19 protein-coding genes and 1 pseudogene are annotated in these 23,392 nt (G+C 68.4%); 10 read left to right on the top strand and 10 right to left on the bottom strand.

Annotation, left to right across the window (positions count from 1 at the left end):
* The first annotated feature begins 18 nt into the window (after positions 1-18).
* From FFS52_RS12395 to FFS52_RS12405, 3 genes are read left to right on the top strand one after another with little or no spacing between them, the layout of a single operon-like run.
* The gene (locus FFS52_RS12395) at positions 19-951 is read left to right on the top strand and encodes a DMT family transporter (RefSeq protein WP_137809872.1); all 933 of its coding nucleotides are present in this window, start codon (positions 19-21) and stop codon (positions 949-951) included.
* 29 nt (positions 952-980) lie between these two features.
* Complete coding sequence (locus FFS52_RS12400; protein ID WP_137809873.1) at positions 981-2,234, top strand: lipase family protein; 1,254 nt, start codon at positions 981-983, stop codon at positions 2,232-2,234.
* Between the two features lie 40 nt (positions 2,235-2,274).
* Positions 2,275-2,784, top strand: coding sequence for an N-acetyltransferase (locus tag FFS52_RS12405; RefSeq protein WP_171011620.1), 510 nt, complete (start codon positions 2,275-2,277; stop codon positions 2,782-2,784).
* A 72-nt stretch (positions 2,785-2,856) separates the two neighbouring features.
* Here the strand turns inward: FFS52_RS12405 and FFS52_RS12410 are convergent, their stop codons facing one another.
* Positions 2,857-3,069, bottom strand: a complete 213-nt coding sequence (locus FFS52_RS12410; protein ID WP_058250921.1) for a hypothetical protein — start codon at positions 3,067-3,069, stop codon at positions 2,857-2,859.
* A gap of 303 nt (positions 3,070-3,372) precedes the next feature.
* Here FFS52_RS12410 and FFS52_RS12415 point away from each other — a divergent pair, with 303 nt between their 5' ends.
* Entirely contained in the window at positions 3,373-5,697 is a 2,325-nt protein-coding gene (locus tag FFS52_RS12415) for a nitrate reductase (protein ID WP_137809874.1), read from the top strand.
* Between the two features lie 51 nt (positions 5,698-5,748).
* Here FFS52_RS12415 and FFS52_RS12420 read toward each other — a convergent pair.
* The 3 genes and pseudogenes from FFS52_RS12420 to FFS52_RS12430 form a co-directional block, all read right to left on the bottom strand.
* A pseudogene (locus FFS52_RS12420) lies at positions 5,749-7,141 on the bottom strand (lipase family protein).
* A gap of 141 nt (positions 7,142-7,282) precedes the next feature.
* Positions 7,283-7,897 carry a TetR/AcrR family transcriptional regulator gene (locus tag FFS52_RS12425; RefSeq protein ID WP_137809875.1) on the bottom strand — a complete coding sequence of 205 codons (615 nt, stop codon included), beginning with the start codon at positions 7,895-7,897 and terminating at the stop codon, positions 7,283-7,285.
* Between the two features lie 16 nt (positions 7,898-7,913).
* Complete coding sequence (locus FFS52_RS12430; protein WP_068970555.1) at positions 7,914-9,518, bottom strand: Rieske 2Fe-2S domain-containing protein; 1,605 nt, start codon at positions 9,516-9,518, stop codon at positions 7,914-7,916.
* A 216-nt stretch (positions 9,519-9,734) separates the two neighbouring features.
* Between FFS52_RS12430 and FFS52_RS12435 the strand changes: the two genes are divergently transcribed.
* The 3 genes from FFS52_RS12435 to FFS52_RS12445 are packed head-to-tail and all read left to right on the top strand — an operon-like array spanning position 9,735 to position 12,195.
* Positions 9,735-10,505, top strand: a complete 771-nt coding sequence (locus tag FFS52_RS12435; RefSeq protein ID WP_068970553.1) for a lysophospholipid acyltransferase family protein — start codon at positions 9,735-9,737, stop codon at positions 10,503-10,505.
* A 38-nt stretch (positions 10,506-10,543) separates the two neighbouring features.
* The gene (locus tag FFS52_RS12440; protein WP_171011621.1) at positions 10,544-11,356 is read left to right on the top strand and encodes a lysophospholipid acyltransferase family protein; all 813 of its coding nucleotides are present in this window, start codon (positions 10,544-10,546) and stop codon (positions 11,354-11,356) included.
* Entirely contained in the window at positions 11,356-12,195 is an 840-nt protein-coding gene (locus FFS52_RS12445) for an HAD family hydrolase (protein ID WP_137809876.1), read from the top strand. Before FFS52_RS12440 ends, FFS52_RS12445 begins: the two co-directional genes overlap by 1 nt.
* 28 nt (positions 12,196-12,223) lie before the next feature.
* Here the strand turns inward: FFS52_RS12445 and FFS52_RS12450 are convergent, their stop codons facing one another.
* Entirely contained in the window at positions 12,224-13,957 is a 1,734-nt protein-coding gene (locus FFS52_RS12450) for an N-acetylmuramoyl-L-alanine amidase (protein ID WP_137809877.1), read from the bottom strand.
* 464 nt (positions 13,958-14,421) lie between these two features.
* Here FFS52_RS12450 and FFS52_RS12455 point away from each other — a divergent pair, with 464 nt between their 5' ends.
* Entirely contained in the window at positions 14,422-16,005 is a 1,584-nt protein-coding gene (locus FFS52_RS12455) for a SpoIID/LytB domain-containing protein (RefSeq protein WP_249356455.1), read from the top strand.
* Positions 16,006-16,009: 4 nt separating this feature from the next.
* Here the strand turns inward: FFS52_RS12455 and FFS52_RS12460 are convergent, their stop codons facing one another.
* From FFS52_RS12460 to FFS52_RS12480, 5 genes are all read right to left on the bottom strand, one after another.
* Positions 16,010-16,696 (bottom strand): GAF and ANTAR domain-containing protein, encoded by a 687-nt coding sequence (locus FFS52_RS12460; protein WP_137809878.1) that lies wholly within the window; start codon positions 16,694-16,696, stop codon positions 16,010-16,012.
* A gap of 93 nt (positions 16,697-16,789) precedes the next feature.
* Complete coding sequence (locus FFS52_RS12465) at positions 16,790-17,446, bottom strand: SAM-dependent methyltransferase (RefSeq protein WP_137809896.1); 657 nt, start codon at positions 17,444-17,446, stop codon at positions 16,790-16,792.
* Positions 17,447-17,523: 77 nt separating this feature from the next.
* On the bottom strand, positions 17,524-18,306 hold the full coding sequence (locus FFS52_RS12470) for a PIG-L family deacetylase (protein ID WP_137809879.1): 783 nt from the start codon (positions 18,304-18,306) through the stop codon (positions 17,524-17,526).
* Complete coding sequence (locus tag FFS52_RS12475) at positions 18,303-19,253, bottom strand: acyl-CoA dehydrogenase family protein (RefSeq protein ID WP_065631256.1); 951 nt, start codon at positions 19,251-19,253, stop codon at positions 18,303-18,305. The genes FFS52_RS12470 and FFS52_RS12475 overlap by 4 nt, the downstream gene beginning before the upstream one ends.
* Positions 19,250-19,939 (bottom strand): glycosyltransferase, encoded by a 690-nt coding sequence (locus FFS52_RS12480; RefSeq protein ID WP_065631377.1) that lies wholly within the window; start codon positions 19,937-19,939, stop codon positions 19,250-19,252. The genes FFS52_RS12475 and FFS52_RS12480 overlap by 4 nt, the downstream gene beginning before the upstream one ends.
* Before the next feature lie 281 nt (positions 19,940-20,220).
* On the opposite strand from FFS52_RS12480, the gene glf reads away from it, so the two are divergent.
* Positions 20,221-21,429: a UDP-galactopyranose mutase gene (gene glf / locus FFS52_RS12485; protein ID WP_058250931.1), complete on the top strand. Its 1,209-nt coding sequence runs from the start codon at positions 20,221-20,223 to the stop codon at positions 21,427-21,429.
* A complete protein-coding gene (locus FFS52_RS12490; RefSeq protein WP_065631255.1) occupies positions 21,430-23,370 on the top strand; it encodes a glycosyltransferase in 1,941 nt (646 codons plus the stop codon).
* The last annotated feature ends 22 nt before the right edge of the window (positions 23,371-23,392 follow it).

Consider the following 23,392-nt stretch of genomic DNA (forward strand, 5'->3'; position numbering starts at 1 on the left):
GGTGGCTACTGTTCGACCATGCTGATCGGGATCCTCGCGGCGGTGTTCGCGGCGCTGGCGTACGGCACCGCGTCGGTGTTGCAGGCGCGTGGCGCGCAGAGTGTCGAGGACACCGGCGCGCCGGGGGAGGCGCCGTCGCTGCGATCGACGATCACCGCGATGCTGACGGTGTCGTTCCTCGCGGGCACGGCGCTCGACGGCATCGGATTCCTCGGCAACATGGTCGCCGCCCGCATGATCCCGCTGTTCCTGGCGCAACCGATCGTCAGTGCGAACCTCGTCGTAACCGTCGTGCTCGCCACGCTGTTCCTGCACGCGCGGTTGTCGGTCCGCGACTGGACGGCGATCGCGGTCGTCGTCGTATCGCTGGTCGTGCTGGGTTTCTCGGCCGGCGACGAGGGTCACGAGCACGAGTGGTGGCTGCACTGGGCGGTGCTCGTCGTGGGAGCAGCGATCCTGGGACTCGGCGCCGCGATCCTGCCGCGGATGCAGAGTCGTGTCGCGGTACTGGCGGGCCTCTCCGCCGGCGTGCTGTTCGGGGTCCTCGCGGTCGCGGTGCGCATCCTCGACGGCCTCGACCCCTTCGATCTCGGTGAACTGGTCACCGACCCGGCGCTCTACGCGATCATCCTGTGTGGCCCGGGTGGTTTCTACATGTTCACCGTTGCCCTGCAGAAGGGGTCGGTCAGCGCGGCGTCGGCGGCTCTGGTCGTCGGCGAGACGGTCGTCCCCGGTGTCATCGGCATCCTGGTGCTCGGCGACACCACGCGTGCCGGTTGGGGCGCCGTCGCCGTGATCGCCTTCGTCGCTGCCGTGGCCGGCGCGGTGGTGGTGGCGATGTCGCCGGTGGTCGAGGCGGTCGAGCGGGCCGGTGAGAACCCGGTGCCGGACGACACCTCCGGGGGCGCCTCGGGCCAGTCAGACCCGAAGGCGGAACGAAAGACGCCGTAGACGCCGCATATCGGGCAGGATGACGATCCATGCGGCTTCTCTCCCGCGGCCTCGGAACGCTGACCGCGATCCTCGGGCTGACGACGACCCTGTCCCTCCTCGCGCCCACGGTGTCGGCGGCGCCCGTTCCGGTACCCGCGGCAGCGCCGGCGCAGTTGCCGTCGCAGGACCCGTTCTACGATCCGCCCGCGGGTTACGAATCGAGTTCACCGGGTGCCGCGCTACGCACGCGGCAGGTCGAGTTGGGTTGGCGCGGAACCAGTATTCCGATCTCGGCCACCCAGATCCTCTACCGGACGACGAACCAGTTCGGCAGGCCGACGGCGACGGTCACCACGGTCATCTCGCCGCCGGGCGCTGCCGCCGGGACGCCGCGCCGCGTCGTCTCCTACCACTCGTTCTACGACGCACTCGGCTCGCAGTGCGACCCGTCGTACACGCTGCGCGGCGGCAACGCGAGCGAGGCGCCGATCGACATCACGCTCATCTCCGGTCTGCTCGCCGCCGGTTACACCGTTGCCGCCCCCGACTACGAGGGCCGCGGGCTGCGCTGGACGATGGCGCGCGAATCGGGGTACGCCGCGCTCGACGGCGTGCGTGCCGCACTCGGTCACCTGCGGGCGCCGGCCCGGACACCGATCGGACTGTTCGGCTACTCCGGCGGATCGATCCCCACCGGCTTCGGTGCCGAGCTGGCGCCGCGCTACGCGCCGGAGCTGAACATCGTCGGGGCCGCCGCGGGTGGCGTGCTGGTGAACCCGGCCAACAATCTGGGCTATGTCAACGGCAGCGAGAACTGGGCCGGCGTGATCCCGGCTCTGATGGCGGTGTACGCCGAGACCTATGGCATCGACATGCGGTCCTACCTCTCCCCGAAGGGCAAGCGGGTCCTCGGACAGGTCGCTGGGGAATGCATCGAGGCGTTCGCCGACAAGTACCCGGGTCTGACCGATCACCAGCTCCTCGTGCCGACGGTCGGCGGCCTGCTGGACGTTCCCGGTGTACGACAGGCGATCTCGCAGAATGTGATGGGGACGCTCGGCACTCCGCGTAGCCCCATGATGCTCGGGGTCGGCAACGTCGACGGCACCGGTGACGGTGTGATGATCGCGGCCGATGTCGCGCGCCTCGCCGGCTCGTTCTGCAATCGTGGGGTGCCGACGACGTTCACCGAGTACCGCGGCTCGAACCACACCCGGGCGTTCATCCCGTGGAGCGCCGAGGCGCTCGGCTTCCTCAACAGTCGCTTCTCCGGGCAGCCGGCCGGCGGGTGCGGTCGGTGACAGCGACCGTCACAGCATCACGACGGCGTGCGGACAACCCGTGAGCAGGTGGGCGACCCGCGCCGAGCGTGACGGGGACGCCGACGCGATCCGCGACGTGGTGATGGCGGCGTTCCCGACCCCCGACGAGGCGCGGATCGTCGATGAGCTGCGGGCCGACAGCGACGCCTGGATCGACGGGCTCTCCATCGTCACGACCGACGCCGACGGCACGATCGTCGGGTACGCGTTGTATTCGCGGTGCCTCGTCGACGCGGCACCGGCGCTCACGCTCGGACCCTGCGCCGTGTTGCCGTCGTGTCAACGGTCCGGGGCGGGCTCCGCGGCGATCGTCGCGGGTCTCGACGTTGCCCGCGCACACGGCGAGAACTTGGTGGTCGTGCTCGGCCACGCCGAGTATTACCCGAAGTTCGGTTTCGTCCCCGCGTCCCGATTCGGAATCCGCGCACCGTTCGACGTCCCGGACGAGGCGATGATGGCGCTGCGTCTCGACGATGCGCGCCCGGTGCCGAGCGGGACGATCACCTACCCGGCTGCGTTCGGGGTCTGAGAACGGACTTCGCGCCCCGGGAGACCCGGGGCGCGAAGGGTGGCCGACCTCGTCCTGCCGAGGGGAGGCGGTTCAGTCGGCGTCGGCGGACGGGCTGGCGTTGGTGCCCCCGTCCGAGACCTCGAAGTTCTTCCACTCGCCGTCGTCGTGCACCTGCATGACGGTGCCGAGGCTGTCGTCCGGTGCGGCGACGGTCTTGAACCAGTCGTATGCGCCGGTGGCATCGTCGAACTCTTTCTCTTCGACGACGTTCTCGCTCGAATCGATGACGCGGTACTTGGCCATGATGTTCTCCTCACGGTCGTTGTGTGCGACTCGCGGTCTGACGTCGTGTCCGGCCGTGAGCCCTGTTCCTCATCGTAGAAATCTGTCCGCGCCCGGGACCCCCTTGCCGAGGTCGTCGAGCTCGGATCGTGTCGCGCGCAACGGGTCGGTAACGGGTCGCGAGCGAACGTGCCGGAGGGCTACCCACAATCGCGTCGGAGTAATCGGCCGGCGTCGAATCGCGGTCCACGGACGACGAATGACTCCGGACGCGGTTGGGTACACCCCGACGGTCCGAAGGCGTCGTGACGTCGTGGGGAGGGAATCGTGGCCGATCGCATCGACGACCTCTGGGGCGGGCGCACCCCGTACGCGCCGGGTGAACGATGGCCGGCCCGGGTCGATCAGCATCTGGGCCACGGGATCGGTCATGACGAGGTACAACGATGGGTTCGCTCGGCGTCGGTCCTGCACTCCAACGGCGACGCCCTCGACATCGCGGTGGTCGACGACCGGATCGTCGGCGTCCGCGGCCGGGCCGATGACCGTGTCAACCGTGGTCGCGTCGACGTCAAGGATCTCTACGGATGGCAGGCCAGTTCGTCTCAAGACCGACTGACCCGCCCGCTCGTCCGGCAGCACGGTCGGCTGGTCGAGGCGACGTGGGACGACGCCATGGGACGCATCGTCGAATGGTCCCGGTCCTTGCTCGACGAACACGGACCCGCGGCAATCGGCTTCTACACGTCCGGACAGCTCTTCTTGGAGGAGTACTACACGCTCGGTGTCATCGCGCACGGGGCCATCGGCACCGACCACGTGGACGGCAACACCCGGTTGTGCACTGCGACGGCCGCGGAAGCGCTGAAGGCCTCGTTCGCCAGCGACGGTCAGCCCGGCACCTACACCGATTTCGACCATGCCGACACCATCGCGCTGTTCGGTCACAACATCGCCGAGACCCAGAGCGTCACGTGGATGCGCATCCTCGACCGACTCGCGGGTCCACACCCGCCGGCCATCGTCTGCGTCGATCCGCGGACGACGCCGGTGGCCCGGCATGCCACCGTCCACCTGGCACCGCTGCCCGGCACGAACGTCGCGCTGATGAACGGTCTGCTGCACGAGATCATCGCAAACGGTTGGGTCGACCACGACTACATCGACGCGCACACAGTCGGTTTCGACGACCTGCGTCGGATGGTCGGCGACTTTCCACCGGAACGCGTCGCCGAGATCTGCGATGTCCCGGCCGACGATCTTGGTCACGCTGCACGTCTGCTGGGCAGCGCCGAACGACTGGTGTCGACGGTGTTGCAGGGCTTCTACCAATCGCACCAGGCGACCGCTGCGGCGGTTCAGGTCAACAACATCCACCTCATCCGGGGGATGCTCGGGCGGCCCGGTTGCGGTCTGCTGCAGATGAACGGCCAGCCCACCGCCGAGAACACCAGGGAGTGCGGGGCCGACGGCGATCTCGCGGGGTTCCGAAACTGGGAGAACGACGCGCACGTGCGCGAACTGGCCGACCTGTGGAACATCGAGAAAGACCGGCTCCCGCATGAAAACCCGCCCACCCACGCGATGGAGATCTTCCGCCTCGCCGAAGAGGGGACGATACGGATGCTGTGGATCAGTGCCACGAATCCCGCCGTGTCGCTGCCGGAGCTGGGGCGAATCCGGGCGATCCTCGAACGGGACGATGTGTTCGTCGTGGCGCAGGACATGTTCCCGAATGAGACGACCGCACTCGCCGATGTCGTACTCCCGGCCGCCGGATGGGGTGAGAAGACGGGCACGTTCACCAACGCCGACCGCACTGTGCACCTGTCGGAGAAGGCGGTCGATCCGCCCGGCGAGGCCAGAGCTGACCTCGACATCTTCCTCGACTACGCCCGTCGCATGGATTTCCGCGACCGGGATGGGAAGCCGTTGCCCCCGTGGACGGATGCCGAATCCGCTTTCGACGCCTGGCGGGCGTGCAGCGCAGGCCGGCCGTGCGACTACAGCGGGATGACGTACGAGCTACTGCGGACTCGCGGTGGCGTGCAGTGGCCGTGCACCGCGGACGCTCCCGGCGGTACCGAGCGTCTCTACGCCGACGGTCGGTTCTACAGCGCGGCGGACTACTGCGAGTCGTACGGCAAGGATCTGCTCACCGGCGAGCCGCTGCAACCCGACGAGTATCGCGACCTCAACCCGGGGGCGCGGGCGCTGATCAAGGCGGCGCCACACCTGCCACCTCCCGAGAGTCCCAGTGCCGACCACCCTTTCGCGCTGATCACGGGACGAACGGTCTACCACTTTCACACCCGAACCAAGACGGGCCGCGCACCCGAACTCGACGGGGCGGCGCCGGATGTGTGGGTGGAGGTCAACGCACTGGATGCCGCGCGCAGCGGTGTGCACGACGGTGACCTCGTCGAGATCGCCAGCCCGCGCGGCGCGATCACCGCAACGGTGCGGATCGCCGCCATCCGTCGCGGCGTGCTGTTCGTGCCCTTCCACTACGGGTACTGGGACGCCGACGACGACACCGGGCACCACCGTGCGGCCAACGAGCTGACCATCACCGACTGGGACCCGGCGTCGAAGCAGCCGATCTTCAAGATGGGTGCCGCGTCGATGGCGCTCGTGACTGCAAAGTGAGGGATTTGTGCCGGAATCCGGTACGAATCCCGCACTCCTCGAGTGGCTCTGTCACGGCACCCGTGGCGGATTTCCCAACTGCTGATCGATGGCCAGGGCGAGGTTGTTGCCCACCAGATTGACGAACGCGCGCCACGTCGCCGGGTCGAGCGCCATCGATCCCTGATCGCTTGTGGTGCAACCGGTCTGTGCCGGTTTGCCGTCCAGGCGATCCCGCATCCACACGATGGCCGGCGCAAACCCCTCAACGGCGAGGGTGATGTGTTCGCTGAAGTGGTCGCGCACGTATCGCACACTCGCGTCATCGGCGCAGTAGGTGCGGACCAACTCGTTGACCGGGCCCACGGGGGCGATCCAGTCGGGGTTCGACTGATAGATGAACATCGGGAATTCAGGTGTCGAGCCTCCCATTCGGAGGTTTGCCAGTACTTTCCGCGGGACAGGGTAGTCCAGCGGATCGCCCGGGAGGTTGATCAGGCCCCTGATGTTCACGAACGGTGCGAGCGCGGCCTGGTAGGTGAGGCACAGCGGATTCTTGCTCGCCAGCAGGGCTCTGCCGAGCGGGTTGATATGCCGCTGCAGGAACCGGTCGAGTTCGGGGTACTCCCGGCTGACCCCGATGATCCCGGCCATGATCAGGCCCGACGCCGCGTTCTTGTCGGCGAGATCGACCAGCGCGCGGATGTCCGCGGGCACACCACCTTCGGCGGCACCCACGATCGGCAGTTCCGGTGCGTACTCTGAGTGCAATTCGGCGGCCCATCCCGTGGCGATCGCCCCGCCGGAGTAGCCCATCAGGCCGACACGCAGGTCGTCTTTGAGGCCCAACGGAGCGAAGTCCCGTGCGCCGCGGATGCCGTCGAGGGTGATCCGGCCCGCGAGAGGGCCTGCCGCGAAGGCGGATTCGGGACCCTGATGGTCGGGAATGACAACCGACCAGCCCGCGCCGACCAGCGAGGTGATCTGCAAGACCTCGAAGCTCGAGTCCACCGAGCCGGTCAGTTGTCCCGGGATGGAGCCCTGTTGTAACGCCGTACGACGGCGCGCAGTACATCGCGGTGGAGTCCTCCGCGGACTGCCACGACACGAGTTTCGACGGTCCGGGCTTCGCCCGGCCCTTCGGTTTGAGCAGTGTCGCCACGGCCGGGATCGGCTCGCCCCGGGTGTTGGTCGATCGGTACGAGATCTGCCAGGCGTTGACGTTGATCGGGATCACCGACAGGGCCGCGACGTGCACTCGTCGCGCGGCGATGAGTTCACCGGGTTTCTTGGCTGCGACCACCGCCTGCGGTGGCAGGTAGAAGTCCGTGTCGAACTCCGGGATCGCGGGCGGAACCGGGAATGGGAGCACCGGCGCCACTGGGACCGAGGACGGCTCCGCGGCGGCAGTGACCGGCCCGAACGGCCCGTCGGCGACGAGCGCCACAAGTCCGAATCCCACCATCAAGCGCACGAATTGACGTGATCCGTGGCGTTTCCATCCCCGCATGGCAACCCTTCCGAAAAGTGAGACGTCTGTGTCTCACACTTCGGGAGAACATACACCCGGTGTGTCGGAGGACACAATGGCCGAGTGAAGGTGGCGTCAGAGGGTGGTGAAGGCGAGCAGGATGTCGGCCAGCACCGCGACGACGTCGTCGAGGGTGTCGGGGTCGGGCGCCTCGCTCCAGCGATGGACCAAGCCGGTGAGCGCTCCGACGAAGGCGATCGCGAGGTGACGCTGCCGCGGCGTTGCGGGCCGGTCGGCGAACTCCGACATGGCGGACACGAAGAACTCGACCCACTCCTCACGCCCGTCGAGGCGGTGCTGCTCGACGCGCGGGCTCACGCCGACGATCTGGACGAACGTCACCGCCGCGCGCCGGGGATCGGTGCCCACCGATGCCATATAGGCGCGCATCGCCGTGGTGCTCAGATCGCGCAGATCTCGAGAAGGGCAGTCGGCCAATGCTTCTGCCACCGCACTGCGGGCGGCGGCCTGCACGGTGTCGTACAGGGCCACCAAGAGTTCCTCGCGGTCGGTGAACTCCGCGTAGAACTGGCGTCGCGACAGCCCGGCCACACGGCAGATCGACGTGACCGATGACTTCGCGTAACCGGTGTCGGTGAACTCGGCCAGCGCGGCGTCGAGGAAACGCTGCCGCCGTTCGGCGGCGCGGTCGCTCACCGAACGGCCACCGTAGGTGCGTTCGGAGGTCATCGAGGTGGCGATCCGGCTACGAGTCGAGCTTCGACGCGCGGAGTTCATGCCCCTTCGACGTCAGGCAGCGTCCCGTGGGCAGATCCCACTGCCATCCGTGCAGATTGCAGGTCAGCTTTTCGCCCTCGATGACCCCGAACTTGCCGAGATCGGCCTTGAGGTGCGGGCAGCGCCGCTGGATCTCCCAGCCGTCCTTGGTGATCGACGCCGAGTCGTCGTGTGCTTCGGCGAACCAGCCGTCGGCGTAAGCGATCCGTTCGTCGGTCAGGCACTTGAAGAAGGTGTACAGGAACTCGTTGTAACCGCCGATGCGCCAGGTGGTGAACCGCGTCGACAGGAAGATGGTGTTGACCCAGTCGGGCTCGTTGTCGCGCAGGACGGTCCGGACCAGTTCGGTGGCGATCCGGAAACCGTAGCGGTACTTGCCCTCTCCCTCCTTGGGCTCGCGGACGATGCGGTTCGGGAAGTCGATCACGACGGTCTCGGTGGCGTCGTTGGCCGGGCCGCCGCCGGGGGTCATCACCAGTCCGACGGGGTAGCCGATGCCGTCGCAGATCAGATCCGACTGCGCCATGATCGGCTCGAACAGCTCGCGGAGGGCGCCGATCAGCGGCTCGCCCTCGGCCGGTGCCCACGTGGCCTTCTCCGCGGCGATGACCGGTGCGAACTTCTCCTTCATCCGCTCGAGGTAGGCCCGCTTGTTCTCGCCGAAGACATCGGCGGGCGCGTAGGGATGGGTGACCTCGTTCAGCGTCGGTCCCGAGAAGTCGGCGACCGAACCCGACACCATCATCAGGCCGCGGTGCTTCTCGCCGTCGTCGGTGCCGTGGATGCGCATCTGCTCCAGGAAGGTCTCCTGGTCCGGGAAGATCGACGTGGTGTCCGCGGTCTCGCCGGACCCGAAGTCGTTGAGGTAGAACAGGTCCTCGTCGAGGAACATCGGCGGTCCGGCCGACGGCACCACCCACGTCGCCCCGACCTGCTCGATATAGGAACGCGCACGGTCCATTCCGCGCTGACGTTTCTGAGAGGCGAAGTTGGCCTTGGACTTCCGCGGAATGTCGTAGACCATCGGGTACCAGATCGCGCCGGAGTACTGCAGCAGGTGGACGTCGACGTGCCCGAACGCCTCGTCGACGACGTCCAGGTCGATCGGCCGGGCGTCGTTCATGTTGAAGCACACCGTCTCGCCGTCGGAGACGATGAGTCCACTGTCGCCGATCGGGCCGTCGGCGGGCGCCCGCAACGCGATGATCATGACGTCCAACGAACCCTTGTCGTTCGTCACCGTCGTCTTGACCGAGTCGGTGGTTTCCACGAACTTGGCGAATCCGAGCTTCTCGAGTTCGCGGCGCAGGTCCGGCACCGGGTAGTCGGGGAGCAGGACGGTGGCGTCCTTGTTCACGTTCTCGCGCAGGTTCCGCTCGTCGAAGTGGTCGCGGTGCAGGTGCGAGACGTAGAGGTAATCGCAGTCGCCGAGCGTCTTCCAGTCGAGTTCGGAGTTGTCCGGGAAGGGCACCCAGGAGGCGAAGTACGTAGGGTTGACCCAGGGGTCGCAGAGGATCGATCCGGCGGTGGTCTGGATGTGGAAACCGGCATGACCGATGCTGGTGATCTGCACGAAGGGGCCTTTCATGGTGTGCGCGGGGCTGCGCGGCAGGGCACTACAGACGTCCAGGGTATCGAGCCGTGCCGGGCCGGTGCGTGGGCCATGAGTCCCGCGGGGTGCTCACCGTGAGGAGTCTCACGGGTCCTGGCGTGATGAACGGCCGGTCACGGCGACCAGGCCGCCGACGGCGGCGAGGGCGCCCGGGGGATAGTGGCTAAGCTCTCTCGCATGGAACCCGTGTACGACACCGTGATCACCGCCGCCCGCCTGTTGTGGCTGGCCGAAGGTCTGAAGTTCAAGGTGTCGGGTGTGGAACACGTACCGGACGACGGCGCCGGCGTCGTCGCGATCAACCACACCGGCTACCTGGACTTCACCTACGCGGGTATCCCGGCCTACCTGCAGGGCCGTCGCAAGGTCCGCTTCATGGCGAAGAAGGAGGTCTTCGACAACAAGATCTCCGGGCCGATCATGCGTTCGCTCAAGCACATTCCCGTCGACCGCGCGCAGGGTGCGGACAGCTACCGCAACGCGGTCGAGTACCTCAAGCGCGGCGAGCTCGTCGGGGTCTACCCCGAGGCGACGATCAGCCGGAGCTTCGAGCTGAAGGCCTTCAAGTCCGGTGCCGCCCGCATGGCGATCGAATCCGGCGCGCCGATCGTCCCCACGGTGATCTGGGGTGCGCAGCGTGTGTGGACCAAGGGGCACCCCAAACAGCTGGGGCGCACCGGGTACAAGATCTCCATCGGCGTCTGCGAGCCCCTCGAGGCCACGGGCAGCGCCGACGCCCTCACGGCCAAGCTGCACGAGGTCATGAGTGCGAAACTCCTCGAACTGCAGGATGCCTACGGCGAGCACCCGAAGGGTGAGTTCTGGGTCCCCGCCCGGCTCGGCGGTTCGGCGCCGACACTCGAGGAGGCCAACCGGATGGACGCCCAGGAGCAGGCGGAACGTGCCGCCAAACGCGAGCCGCGGAAGGACGACCCCGGGGTCGTCTGATCGACTGTCGGCCGGTGAGGCGGCGTTAACCTGGACCCATGAGCGCAGCCAGGCACGGACACCGCGAGCCGGTGTATCGCACCTTGGAGCTGATCGCCAACGGGATCGTCCGGGCGCAGGCTCTCGACCTGCACTTCACCGGCATCGAGAACATCCCCGACTCCGGCGGCGCCGTGCTGTGCGTCAACCACACCGGCTACGTCGACTTCCTGCCGCTCGCGCTCGGGGTGCAGCGGGCCGGACGCCGGACCCGTTTTCTCATCAAGTCCGAGGTCATGGACATCGGGATCATGCGGTTCCTGGTCAACCACACCAAGACCGTCCCGGTGGACCGGTCGCGCGGCGCCGAGGCCTATCGAGCCGCGCTCGGGCGGCTGCGGGACGGCCACATCGTCGCGGTCTATCCGGAGGCGACGATCAGCCGCAGCTTCGAGCTCAAGGAGTTCAAGAGCGGTGCGGCCCGGATGGCCGCCGAGACCGGGGTGCCCATCATCCCGGCGATCGTGTGGGGTGCCCACCGCCAGTGGACGAAGGGCGGACTGCGGAACATCGGCCGGAGCCGGCTGCCGGTGCATGTCCGGTTCGGTCTGCCGTTCACCCCAGCTCCGGGCGAGTCCCCCGAGCGTGAGACCCTGAGGCTCCGCGACACCATGAACTCGATGCTCCTCGAGGTCCAGGACGCCTACGGTCCGCACCCGCCGGGTGAGTTCTGGGTTCCGTCGCGACTGGGCGGTTCGGCACCGACACCTCAGGAAGCCGCGGTGATCGAAGCCGACGAGGCGCTCCGCAAAGCCGAGGCGCGGGCGAGACGAGCCGCCGAGAGATCACGGTCGAGAGAAAGCAGACGCTGATGACATTCGGTCCACCCACACTCATCGCCAGCGACGTGGACGGAACCCTCATCGACGACGAGAACCGGGTCTCCCCGCGCACGCTGGCCGTGCTCGCCGCCGCCCGCGCCGCCGGTACGGAATTCGTGCTGGCCACCGGTCGACCCCCGCGCTGGATCGCCGAGATCACCGACCAGTTCGCCGGCACCGACGCGTTCGTCCGGTACGCGGTGTGCGCCAACGGCGCCATCATCTACGACGCCGAGCACGACCACGTGCTCTGGTCGGCCACTCTCGAACCCGACGCCCTGGTCAAACTCGGCGAGATCGCCTACCAGCAGATCCCGGGATGCGGCATCGCGGCCGAGCGGGCGGGCCGTTCCGCACACGACGCCGCGACCGCACCGTTCGTCGCGAGCGCCGGCTACGAACACGCATGGCTCAACCCCGACCACGTCGAGGTCGGTGACGACGAGGTGTTCGGCGATCCGGCCGTGAAACTCCTGGTCCGCAAGCCGGGCATGGCCTCCGACGAGATGGCTCGCCGTCTGGAGCCGATGGTCGGCGACCTCGCCCAGGTGACCTTCTCCACCGACAACGGGCTCATCGAGCTGTCCGTACCGGGCACACACAAGGCGTCTGGACTCGCCCGGCTCGCCGAGCTCACCGGACTCCCCGTCGATGCGGTGATCGCGTTCGGCGACATGCCCAACGACGCCGAGATGCTCACCTGGGCGGGCCACGGGGTCGCGATGGGACACGGTCATCCGACCGCACTCGACGCCGCCGACGAGGTCACCGTGGGCAACAACGACGACGGCGTCGCGAAGGTGCTCGAGCGCTGGTTCGCCGGAACCTGATCCGTCCCCGCGGATCGCGGGACCCGGCTCAGGTCGCCGGCGGTACCGGGGCGGGGGCACCCGGTTCGACCGGCGGCGCGGGGGCGCCGGGTGCGGCCGGCGGAGGTGCCGGGGCTGCGGGATCGGCAGGCGGAGTCGGTTCGGGTGCCGGCGGCGCACCGCCGGCGAGCGCCCGGATCGCGGTGAGCGCCGCGTAGCCGTGGACTCCCGGACAGCTGGTGCTGTTGTAGTCGCGGTGCCCGGAGATGACCGGCAGGTTCGACTGCGTGCCCGCCGCGAACTTGGTGCCCGCGAACCCCTCTGAGGTCAGCGTCGCCGTGCCCGCCGGGTTGAGTCCGGCCTTGCCGAGGCGCCAGCGCAGGAACTTGCCGGTCGCCGACACCATCGCCGCGGTCGGCGGCACCTCCTCGAGGTTGCCGATCATCGACACCCCGAGGGTCTCCTTGTTGAACCCGCCGGTGTGCGTGCCCTCGACATTGCGGTCGAGTCCGCCGAACGCGCCCTCGAAGATCTGGCCGTACTTGTCGATGAGCACGTTGTACCCGATGTCGCACCAGTTCAGGCTGCGTGCGTGATAGGCGTAGATGCCCCGGACGATCTCCGCGGACTGCTGCGGGGTGTAGTCGTTGCTGCCGGCCGTGTGGTGCACGATCGCACCGCGCATCTGCGGCGAGTACACCGGCTGCGAACACCGGATGGACTCGTCGGCGCCCCAGGCCTGGCGGGCCACGACCTGCGGTCCGCCGGTCAGCGGCGAGAGCAACGACGAACCCAGGCCGAGCAGGCTCTCGGGGCTGATGAGCGTCGCCTTCAGCGCATTGAGGGCAACGGTGGCCAACTCCGTCACCACCGTGCTCGCGGTGCCGACGGCCAGCTGGGCGAGATCGCCGCCCTGGGTTTCCGCCGCCGGGATCGCGAGGCCGTCCTTGCTCGCGGCGACCTGCACCTCACGTGCGTCGCCCACCCAGACCGGTTCGGTACCGACCGGGTTCTTCGCGCTGGGCGCCTGTCCGCGGGAGATCTGCTCCAGGACCGTCCACGGTCCCCACTTGCCGTCGGGGTTCTTCGCACGCAGCTTGAGGTCGACGTCCACGGGTCGCTCCCAGGTGAACGCCACCATCTTGATCGGCGCCTCGCGCACGATGTGCGTGACCGCCGCCCCGACCTCGCGGCCGTCGGCCATCGTGGGTGTCGCCGGGGTCGTGCTGTTCGGGTTCGATCGGGTCGGGGTCCCCGGTGCCCGCTCACCTCGAGGCGTCGGCTGTTCCCGCGTCGTCGACGGCGCTGCCCGCTCGCTGCTGCTGGGCGCCTCGGTCGTCGGGGTGGCGGCGGGTTCGGTTGTCTCCGAGCCGGTTTCCGACGGCGACGACGCTGTCGAGGGGGATTCCGACGGCGACGATTCTGCCGATGACTCCCGCGACGGCGATCCCGACGGGGCAGAGGGATCGGTGCTCGACGATGCGCCGGCTTCCGGGACGAGACCCTTCGGCAGCGGGACCGTCAGATCCGGCAGCGGGAACGCGTCCGGATCGATCGGCGGCAGTTCGACCCCCGCCGCGGCGAGGCCGGACGTCGCCACGTCGACGATGGCGGCGGGCAGTTCCCGTAACGGGACCTGCTCGATCTCGGTGTTGGAGACCGTCTGCTTGTTGTCCACCAACTGTGGTTCGGACTGGCTCGCGATCACCACGAACGGGCTCGCGACGACCGCGGCGGCGATCGCGGCGAGCGCGATCGAAGGTTTCGGTCTGGGGTAACGCACTCAGGTCTCCTCGCAGGTTGGTCGGACCGCGGCGCTGGTGCTCCGGGGGTGTGGTCGGGTCCGCTCAGCCGTCGACATCAGCGCAGCCGACGGCGTCGAAGCCACCAGGACTTCGAAGTCGTCGACTGTGCTCGGTACGGCGGTCATCGTCGCCGTCAGGCATCGACGACGGCGGCGACACACGCCGCGCATCGGTAACTCGTGATGTTCTTGTTATCTGTGTGACGGATGTGACTGATGTGTTGATGCTCGACGATGAGGTGGCAATGAATCCGGGGACCTGACCCCCGCGCCAGAGGTCACGGCGGCCCGGGCAACTCGTGATCCGGTTGTGATCCCCTCGGGTTGGTGATCGGCATCTGAATTCACTAGGGTCACTTAAGTCCCAATCGTCACATCAGTCACAGGCGTTACGAGCGGTGCAGAAGTTCGCCGCCCGCGGCTGGTGTCGTCGCGACCGAAGGATGTGTTCTGCAGTGACCAAAGCCCGACCTACACGGCTTCTGCCGCGATGGCCGGCGAGCGGTGCGCGGCCCGGACGGGCCCGCAACCGCGCGTTGACCTGGGCCGCGGCGGGGCTGGCGCCCGCACTGCTGGCCGGTGGACTCGCTGTCGCGAGCTCATCGGAATCGGCCGAACAGGTCGAGCTCTCGGTCGGGTCGACGGTGACGCTGATCGGGCACGGTCATGGCCACGGCCGCGGAATGGGGCAATGGGGAGCGTACGGCTACGCCCGCAAGGGCTGGACGGCACAGCAGATCCTGCGCCACTACTACGGTGGCACCACCGCGGGGAAGGTGGACAGGCCCGAGATCCTGGTGGCCCTCACGGGTCAGGGCTCGGTGAATGTGCACGCGGACGCCGGCATGCGAGTCGGTGGTCAGACGGTGGCTCCCGGGCAGGCGGTCAGCCTGTCCGGGGGCACGGCCACCATCCGCAGCGGGTGCGGCGGCGGTGCGGTGCGGTCGGTGCCGGCCACCTTCGTCGAACCCCTGAGCATGGCGCCCAACCGCCCGGCCGGTGAATTCCTCAAGTTCTGCGGATCGAACAAGGCCTACCGCGGGGCCATGGGCCTCGACGGCGGCCGCGTGGTGAACCGCATCCACATCGACGACTACGTCAAGGGCGTCATCCCACGCGAGAGCCTGCCCGCCTGGGGCGACTCCGGCGGCGCGGCGGCGCTGCAGGCGCAGGCCGTGGCGGCCCGCACCTACGCACTCGCGGCGATCGCGGGCGGCAAGAAGATCGACGACACCCAGAATTCGCAGGTCTACGGCGGTGTCTCGGGCGAGGACCGCCGGACCAACGCGGCCGCCGACGCCACCGCCGGCCAGATCCTGATGCAGAACGGTCAACCGGCCTTCACCGAGTTCTCCGCGTCGACCGGCGGCTACACGGCCGGCGGACGTTTCCCGGCCGTCGTCGACGAGGGCGACACGGTCTCGCCCAACCACAACTGGACCGCCACCGTCAGCGCGGGCAGCATCGGAATGGCGTTCGGAGTCGGTGCGCTGCGGAGCTTCGAGGTGATCGAGGCCAACGGCCTGGGCGCCGAACACGGACGCGCGATCAAGGTGCGCGCGGTCGGCTCCGGCGGGACCGCGGAGGTGAGTGGCGAGGAAGCTCGAACCAAGCTGCAGCTGAAGTCGTCGTGGTTCGCGGTCCAGGGTCAGCCCTCGCCGCCGCGGATCGTCAAACCGCCCACCGGCCCGGCGTCGCCCGGCGGCGGGGGTATCGATTTCGGCAGCCTCAACCAGCTCGCCGAACAGATCCTGCCCGGATCGTCGAAGTTCCTCGACATGGCGACGTCGGCGATGAACGGACGGTTCGCGGACCTCGGCGGGATCACCGGACCGCTGGGCCAGGCGCTCGGTGTGCCGACCCTGACCCCCGACGCCGCGGGCGTCACCCAGCTCTTCGAGAAGGGGATGATGTTCTTCACCCCGGCCACCGGACCGCGGGTCCTCGTCGGCAAGGGGCTCGAGCGCTACCAGGATCGCGGCGGCATCCCCGCGCTCGGTTTCCCGAAGCGCGACGCGTTCCGCTGAGAGCTCAGTCGCCTTCCGGTCCCGCCTCGACGATCTGGGTGGCGACCTCCACGAGTTTGGTGTTGGTGTCCTGCGACAACCTGGCGAGCAGTGCGAACGCTTCGTCGGCGTCGAGCCGGTAGCGCTCCATGATCATGCCCTTGGCCTGGCCGATGATGTCGCGCGAGCCGAGCGCGGCGCGCAGCTGCTGCTTCTCCTGGATGGCCCCGAAGGCGGTGGCGGCGTGCGCGGCGAACAGCTCGCCGAGTTGACGAGCCTCGGCGGTGAACGCGGCCGGCTCGGTGCTGTGGAGATTCAGCGCGGCCGAGTCATCGCCGTCGATGTAGAGGTAGAAGCAGGCCATCGACCGGATACCGAGATCGGCTGCCGCAGCCGCGAAGTTCGGCCAGCGCGTCTCGGTCCGCATGTCGTCGATCCAGACGGTGAGATCGGAGACCGCGGCCCGGATGCACGGGCCCTCGCCCAGTTCTCGCTGCAGAGTGTCGGACTGGCCGCCGAGGTCGCCGACCACCACCGGCGTCTCGATGGTGCCGTTCGCGACGAGGGTCACGGTCGCGTACTCGGCTCCCGGAATGGCGTCGACCGCGAATTTGGTCATCGAACGCAGCGCTGCTTCGGTGTCGTCGCTCTCGCGGCGCATCTCGCCGGCGATGCGCGTCATCTGAGCCCCGAAGTCCGCCAAGTCGGTCACTCCTGCCTCCTCGTGAGACGTTGTTCAGAGCGCCTCGACTGGACCGACAGCAAAGCGCAGGCTTCGAACTCCCCCGGGTGTTCAAAGAGATCATTATGCCGTACCGTGCGTGTCCGCGACGGTGACGAGTCCTTCTCGTTGCGCGACCGACCCGATGGGTGACGAAGTCATCACGTCGACGCAGAAGTCCGTGTCCGAGTACGACGCTGACGGGTGCAACGCCGACGACCGCAGGGCCGCGTGCACCTCGTCACCGGTTCGCGGGTACTCCTCGACCCGCCACCGCCAGTGCACCGCGAGCACCTCGCCCGTCGGGGTCAGAGATTCCGGCAACCGCGCGATCAGTTCGTCGAGATCCGCGTCGCCGAGGTAATAGAGGACCTCACTGAGGACGATCAGGTCGAACCGGCCGGACGGCCAGGCGGAGACGATGTCGCCGACGCGCACCTCGACGGAGTCGTGGCCGTCGAGTCGCTCGCGTGCGAGCTCCACCGCGCGCGGACTGACGTCCATGCAGAGCAGATGATCGGCGCGCGTGGCCAACTGCGCGCTGAGCACGCCGACCGAGCAGCCGGGCTCGAACACCGACCCGTACCGGGGAGAGCTCAAGGCCGCCAGGCTGAGGGCGTACTTTCGTTGCTCGTACCACCGCGACGTGAAGCCCCAGGGGTCGTCGCTGTCTCGGTACATGTCGTGGAAGTAGTTGTCGGCGAGCCCTTCTCGGCTCCCGGCGGTGTGGTCGTCGGCCATGTCGTCCGTCCTGATGATCGTCGGTGTCGAGTGCCGTCCCGGGCCGTCGTCGATGCCCATGTCGTGAGCGTCGTGGTTCACACGAAGACGAACTCCCGATCGCGGAGGAGGCGGTCGAGGATGTGCGGTCCGAGGACGGTCGCGTCTTCGGGGGCGGGTGACAGCGGGCGGATCTGGGTGTCGAAGGCCTGCACGGCCTCTCGCTTGGCGGCCTCGAGATCGTCGTCGAGGACGAAGGTCCGCATCCGCTCCCACGGGATGTCGGGATCGTCGGGTGTCGCCCAGTGCCACATCCAGATCGGATACATCCAGACGGGGACACCACATCGGTCGCCGACGCGTCGGGCACCCCGTCCGACGGCCTCGTGGTCGGGATGACCGTCGTGCGCCCACACCGCCAGCAGGGCCGTCGGGGTCTCCGGCTGCTCGGCGAGGGTGTGCTCGACGATGGTCTCGATCTCGTCCTCGTGGTCGGCGAGCGTGCCGTCGCCGAGCCCGCACCATCGCGTCGGTTCGATGCCCAGAACCGATGTCGCGGAGTCCACTTCGGCGCGTCGCCGAATCGCCAGCTCGGCGGGCGAGAGCGTGGGCGAACCAGGGTGCGACGCCGAGCCGTCGGACAGGCAGAGCGCGACGACCTCGATGCCACGTCGGTGGGCAGCCGCCATCAGCCCGCCGACCCCGAGTACCTCGTCGTCGGGATGGGCGGCCAGGACCACGAGCCGCCGGACGCCCGGCTCGATTTCGGGCCACGGATCCCGCGCGGCGAACCACCGCTGCCATTCCGATTCCGGAGTTCCCTCCGCCGAGGTGGGGGTGGCGCCGAAGCGGTGCGTCGAGGGGGAGCCGTCGGCGGTCATGGACCCGCCGATCCCGGTCCGGGTGGGACGCCGTCGGTCAGTGCGCCGAGTACTGCGAGGTCTCGATCGGCGTGGGACTGCCGGATGTAGACGGTGAGATCGGCGACGGCTTGCGCGTGACCGGCGTCGGCGGACAGCGGGCCGGGACCGAGCGCGCGTCCCACCCGGTCGATCACCGCGGTCGCGACCTGTTCGACCGACCAGCGCACGGCGAAGGCGAGTCGTTTCGACGGCGCGCCCGGGTCGGTGTCGATTTCGCGTGCCGCGGCCTGCAGATGCGCCCAACCGGACGCGAGATGGGCGTCGACCGCGCCGGCGTGCATCAGCAGCAGCGGGTCGTCGGAACGGGCGGCCGCGCGGTAGAGCGGCGCCGCGACCTTGCGGGCCCCGCCGAACCAGCATGCCGCGACCCCGATCCCGCCGTGCCAGAATCCCGGCCGGTCGAGGTATGCGCCCGGTTCGCCGATCGCGTCGGCGGGCACGGCGTCGAACGTGACGGTCCCGGTGTCGGAGTCCCGCATGCCCGCGTTGGCCCACCCGGAGCTGTCCGCGGACACCCCCGGGTGGCCGAGGTCGACGCCGAACAACCGGTTGCCGGTGTCGGTGCGCGCGGTGACCAGCGCGTGGGTGCACGACGACGCGCCCGAGCACCACTCCTTGGTCCCGTTCAGTTCCCAGCCGTGTGCGCCGCGGCGGGCGTCGACGCCGCTCCCGCGGGTCTCGGCCGCCCACACACCCCAGAACTCGCCCGGGGCGGTCCCGCCGTCGCAGATCTCGGCGAGGATGGCGTCGGCGTCGGCGTGCGCCTCGACGAGGCGACCCGTGCTGATGTCGTCGGAGCAGGCCCGGACGAGGGCGGCGAACCGGTCGAGGGTGCGTCCGCCGCCCGGGCGGGGGAGCGCGAAGGACGGGTCGCCGACGATCGCGCGTGCCCGTGCGGGCGTCACCCGGCGACCTCGTCGGGCCGGGCCCCGGACAGTTGCCGCAGGTAGCCCGCGAAGCCGTGCCGTGCGCGCCCGTCGCGTCGCGTCGAGGTGCGGACCGGCGCGTGCGCACCCCGTTCGATGACCGCGTCCGCGGCATGCAGGCGGTCGACGAGATCAACGTCCTCATCGGTGTCGACCTCACGGAACCCGCCGACGTCGGCGTAGGTCGAGGCGCGGACGCCGAGATTGGCGCCGTGGACGTGGCCGTGCCCGGGGGACGGGTCGTACTCCCGCAGGTACATCTCGCCCGTTCCCGCCGGCCACTCGTCGAAACCGTCCGGGGTGACCGTGCCCACGTACGCGTCCGCCCCCGCGTCCGCGGCGGCGACATGCTCGGCGAACCAGTCGCGCGGAACCGTCGAATCGGCATCGGTCGTCGCGAACCACGTGGTGTCCGGTTCCGACGACGACGCAACCACGGACGCGAAACCGGCTCCGCGCGCCGCGCCGACACAGCGGACATCGACCACCACGGTCGACACCTCGTCCGTGACCAGCGTCGCGGAGTCGTCGTCGCAGGCGTCGAGCACCACGATCACCTCCACGGGGATCGGCACCTCCGTGGCCGCGGCCTGCAGGGCTTCGAGGCACGCGGGCAGACGCTCGGCCTCGTTGTGGACGGGCACCACGACGACGATGCGCTCGATCGGAGCCGTTGCCTGCTCCCTGAGGAGCCCCGGAGCCTGCGGAGGTGTTTGTGTCTGCTCCCTGAGGAGCCCCGGAGCCTGCGGAGGGGCGTCACGAAGGGTCGCGGACACCCGGTCGTCGGGCGATCGTACGAACAGCGGCGTCACTCAAACCCCGAACTGGTCACAGGAGAGGATGGGGCCCGGGGGCTACAGGCCGACGTTCGAAACAATACCCGGCTTCCGTGCCAGGCCACGTGGCTCGGAGATTACTCAGGGAGGGTCCGTTACCCTGAGGACCCGTGGCAACCAGTAGCAGCTATGACCTGATCGTCGTCGGCTCCGGATTCTTCGGCCTCACCGTCGCCGAGCGGGCCGCGACGCAGCTGGGCAAACGGGTCCTCGTGCTCGACCGGCGCGACCACCTCGGTGGCAACGCGTACTCCGAAGCCGAGCCGACGACCGGCATCGAGATCCACAAGTACGGGGCGCACCTGTTCCACACGTCCAACGAGCGGGTGTGGGAATACGTCAACCAGTTCACCGACTTCACCGGCTATCAGCACCGGGTGTTCGCGCTGCACAACGGGCAGGCCTACCAGTTCCCGATGGGCCTCGGGCTGGTCAGCCAGTTCTTCGGCCGTTACTTCAGTCCCGACGAGGCGCGGAAGCTGATCGCCGAGCAGGCCAGCGAGATCGAGACCGCCGAGGCGCGCAATCTCGAGGAGAAGGCGATCAGCTTGATCGGCCGCCCGTTGTACGAGGCGTTCATCAAGCACTACACCGCCAAGCAGTGGCAGACCGATCCCAAGGAACTGCCCGCGGGCAACATCACCCGGCTTCCGGTCCGCTACACCTTCGACAACCGCTACTTCAACGACACCTACGAGGGTCTACCTGTCGACGGTTACACCGCGTGGCTCGAGAACATGGCGGCCGACGACCGCATCGAGGTGCGCCTGTCCACCGACTGGTTCGACGTCCGTGAGCAGCTGCGCGCCGACAGTCCCGACGCCCCGGTCGTCTACACCGGCCCCGTGGACCGTTACTTCGAGTACTCGGCCGGCCGACTCGGCTGGCGCACACTCGACTTCGAGACCGAGGTGCTCGACACCGGCGACTTCCAGGGCACACCGGTGATGAACTACAACGACGCCGACGTCCCGTTCACCCGTATCCACGAGTTCCGGCATTTCCATCCCGAGCGGGACTCCTACCCCGACGACAAGACGGTCATCATGCGGGAGTTCAGCCGGTTCGCCGAGAACGACGACGAGCCGTACTACCCGATCAACACACCCGAGGACCGGGCGATGCTGACCACCTACCGTGACCTCGCCCGCACCGAGACCGCAAGTGCCGGAGTGTTGTTCGGCGGTCGCCTGGGCACCTATCAGTACCTCGACATGCACATGGCGATCGCGAGTGCGCTCACCATGTTCGACAACACCCTGGCACCGCATCTGCGTGATGGTGCGCCGCTGGTGGCCGACCCCGCAGGAGCCGAATAGATGACGGTGACTCCCGTGAACCAATCCGAGATCCCCGACGCCGGAGTGGGGCCGTCGAAAGCGAAATCCCTTCTGCAGCGGGTGATCTTCCCGCGCGCAGGCGAACCCCTCGACGTCCGGTCGCTGTACGTCGTGGAGTCCGAGAGCAACAACCGCCGGGCGCACGCCCCCAGCCGGACCTCGGTGCTCCTCGGTGCCGAGTCCGAGGTGAGTTTCGAGACCTACTTCAACGCCTTCGCCGCGGCCTACTGGCGCCGCTGGAGCATCCTCGACTCCGTGGTGCTCCGCGTCGAGGTGATCGGCACCTGTCGCGTCGACCTGTACCGCTCCAAGATCGACGGGTCGCGTATCGGCATCGGCGGTGATCTCGTCGACACCGACGAAACCGGCCGCGGCGTAGTCGAATTCGAGCTGGACCTCGGCCCCTTCGAAGACGGCGGCTGGATCTGGTTCGACGTCACCACCGACACCGACACCGAGATCGTCTCCGCCGGTTGGTACGCGCCCATCGAGGCGCCGACCCCGGACGCGGAGACCAAGCGCGTCACGGTGGGCATCCCGACCTTCAACCGCCCCACCGACGCGGTGAACGCGTTGGCCGCGTTGACCTCCGACCCCATGGTCGACGAGGTGATCGACGCGGTGATGATGCCCGACCAGGGCACCAAGAAGGTCGTCGACGAACCCGGGTACACCGAGGCCGCGGCCGCTCTCGGCGACCGGCTGCACATCTTCGACCAGGGCAACCTCGGCGGCTCGGGCGGGTACGCGCGCATCATGTACGAGGCGCTGCGGCTCACCGACTCGCCCTACGTCCTCTACATGGACGACGACATCGCGATCGAACCCGACTCGATCCTGCGGGCGCTGGCCATGTCGCGATTCGCGAAGGCGCCCATGCTCGTCGGCGGTCAGATGCTGAACCTGCAGGACCGCAGTCACCTCCACTGCATGGGTGAGGTCATCCGGCGCGACACCTTCATGTGGACCGCGGCGCCGTTCGTCGAGTACGACCACAACTTCTCCAAACACCCACTGCGCGACCGCGAGAACTCGAAGAACCTGCACCGGCGGATCGACGTCGAGGGCAACGGTTGGTGGATGTGCATGATCCCGCGCGAATGTGCGGAGCAGATCGGCCTCCCGATGCCCCTGTTCATCAAGTGGGACGACTGGGAGTTCGCACTCCGCGCGTCGAAGGCCGGTTACCCCACCGCCACCGTGCCGGGTATCGCGATCTGGCACATGGCCTGGAGCGACAAGGACGACGCGATCGACTGGCAGGCGTACTTCCACCTGCGCAACCGGCTCGTCGTCGCTTCGATCCACCACGACGGTCCCATCAAGGGGATCGTCCGGTCGATGACCAAGGCGACCGCGAAACACCTCCTCTGCCTGGAGTATTCGACGGTCGCGATCCAGAACGAGGCGATCCGGGACTTCCTCGCCGGACCCGATCACATCCGCAGTCTGCTGCCCACCGCGCTGCCGAAGGTCGCGCAGATGCGCAAGCAGTATCCGGACGCGGTCGTCCTCCCCTCGGCGACCGAGCTGCCGCGGACCTCGGGCGAGGCAACGCATCTCGGGACCTCGATACCGCTGAACCCGATCAGCAAGATCAAGGCGCTGACCGCCGCGGTGGTGAACAATGTCCGCCCGGCCGATCCCCGGCATCACGAGGTGCCGCAGGCCAACTTCCCACCGATCGAGGCGCGATGGTTCTCCCTCGGACGGGTCGACGGTGTCACGGTCACCACCGCCGACGGCCGCGGCGTCGTCTACCGGCAGCGCGACCGCGAGAAGATGATCGAGCTCGCCCGGGAACATTTCGCCCTCGTGAAGGAATTGCAGGACAAGTTCCCGGAGATGAAGCAGCAGTACAGGTCCGCACACCGCGACCTGACGTCGAAGGAGAGCTGGGCGGGTGTCTTCGGAATCTGATGGTCCGGTGATCGGCAGCGGG

Source organism: Gordonia sp. ALPHA1B1 (genome assembly GCF_005502615.1).
GTDB lineage: Bacteria > Actinomycetota > Actinomycetes > Mycobacteriales > Mycobacteriaceae > Gordonia > Gordonia hongkongensis.

Coding starts and splice junctions, on each gene's coding strand:
- FFS52_RS12395 (WP_137809872.1), top strand. CDS start 19: ATGCTGATCGGGATCCTCGCGGCGGTGTTCGCGGCGCTGGCGTACGGC.
- FFS52_RS12400 (WP_137809873.1), top strand. CDS start 981: ATGCGGCTTCTCTCCCGCGGCCTCGGAACGCTGACCGCGATCCTCGGG.
- FFS52_RS12410 (WP_058250921.1), bottom strand. CDS start 3,069: ATGGCCAAGTACCGCGTCATCGATTCGAGCGAGAACGTCGTCGAAGAG.
- FFS52_RS12425 (WP_137809875.1), bottom strand. CDS start 7,897: ATGACCTCCGAACGCACCTACGGTGGCCGTTCGGTGAGCGACCGCGCC.
- FFS52_RS12435 (WP_068970553.1), top strand. CDS start 9,735: ATGGAACCCGTGTACGACACCGTGATCACCGCCGCCCGCCTGTTGTGG.
- FFS52_RS12440 (WP_171011621.1), top strand. CDS start 10,544: ATGAGCGCAGCCAGGCACGGACACCGCGAGCCGGTGTATCGCACCTTG.
- FFS52_RS12445 (WP_137809876.1), top strand. CDS start 11,356: ATGACATTCGGTCCACCCACACTCATCGCCAGCGACGTGGACGGAACC.
- FFS52_RS12455 (WP_249356455.1), top strand. CDS start 14,422: ATGTGTTCTGCAGTGACCAAAGCCCGACCTACACGGCTTCTGCCGCGA.
- FFS52_RS12465 (WP_137809896.1), bottom strand. CDS start 17,446: ATGGCCGACGACCACACCGCCGGGAGCCGAGAAGGGCTCGCCGACAAC.
- FFS52_RS12470 (WP_137809879.1), bottom strand. CDS start 18,306: ATGACCGCCGACGGCTCCCCCTCGACGCACCGCTTCGGCGCCACCCCC.
- FFS52_RS12490 (WP_065631255.1), top strand. CDS start 21,430: ATGACGGTGACTCCCGTGAACCAATCCGAGATCCCCGACGCCGGAGTG.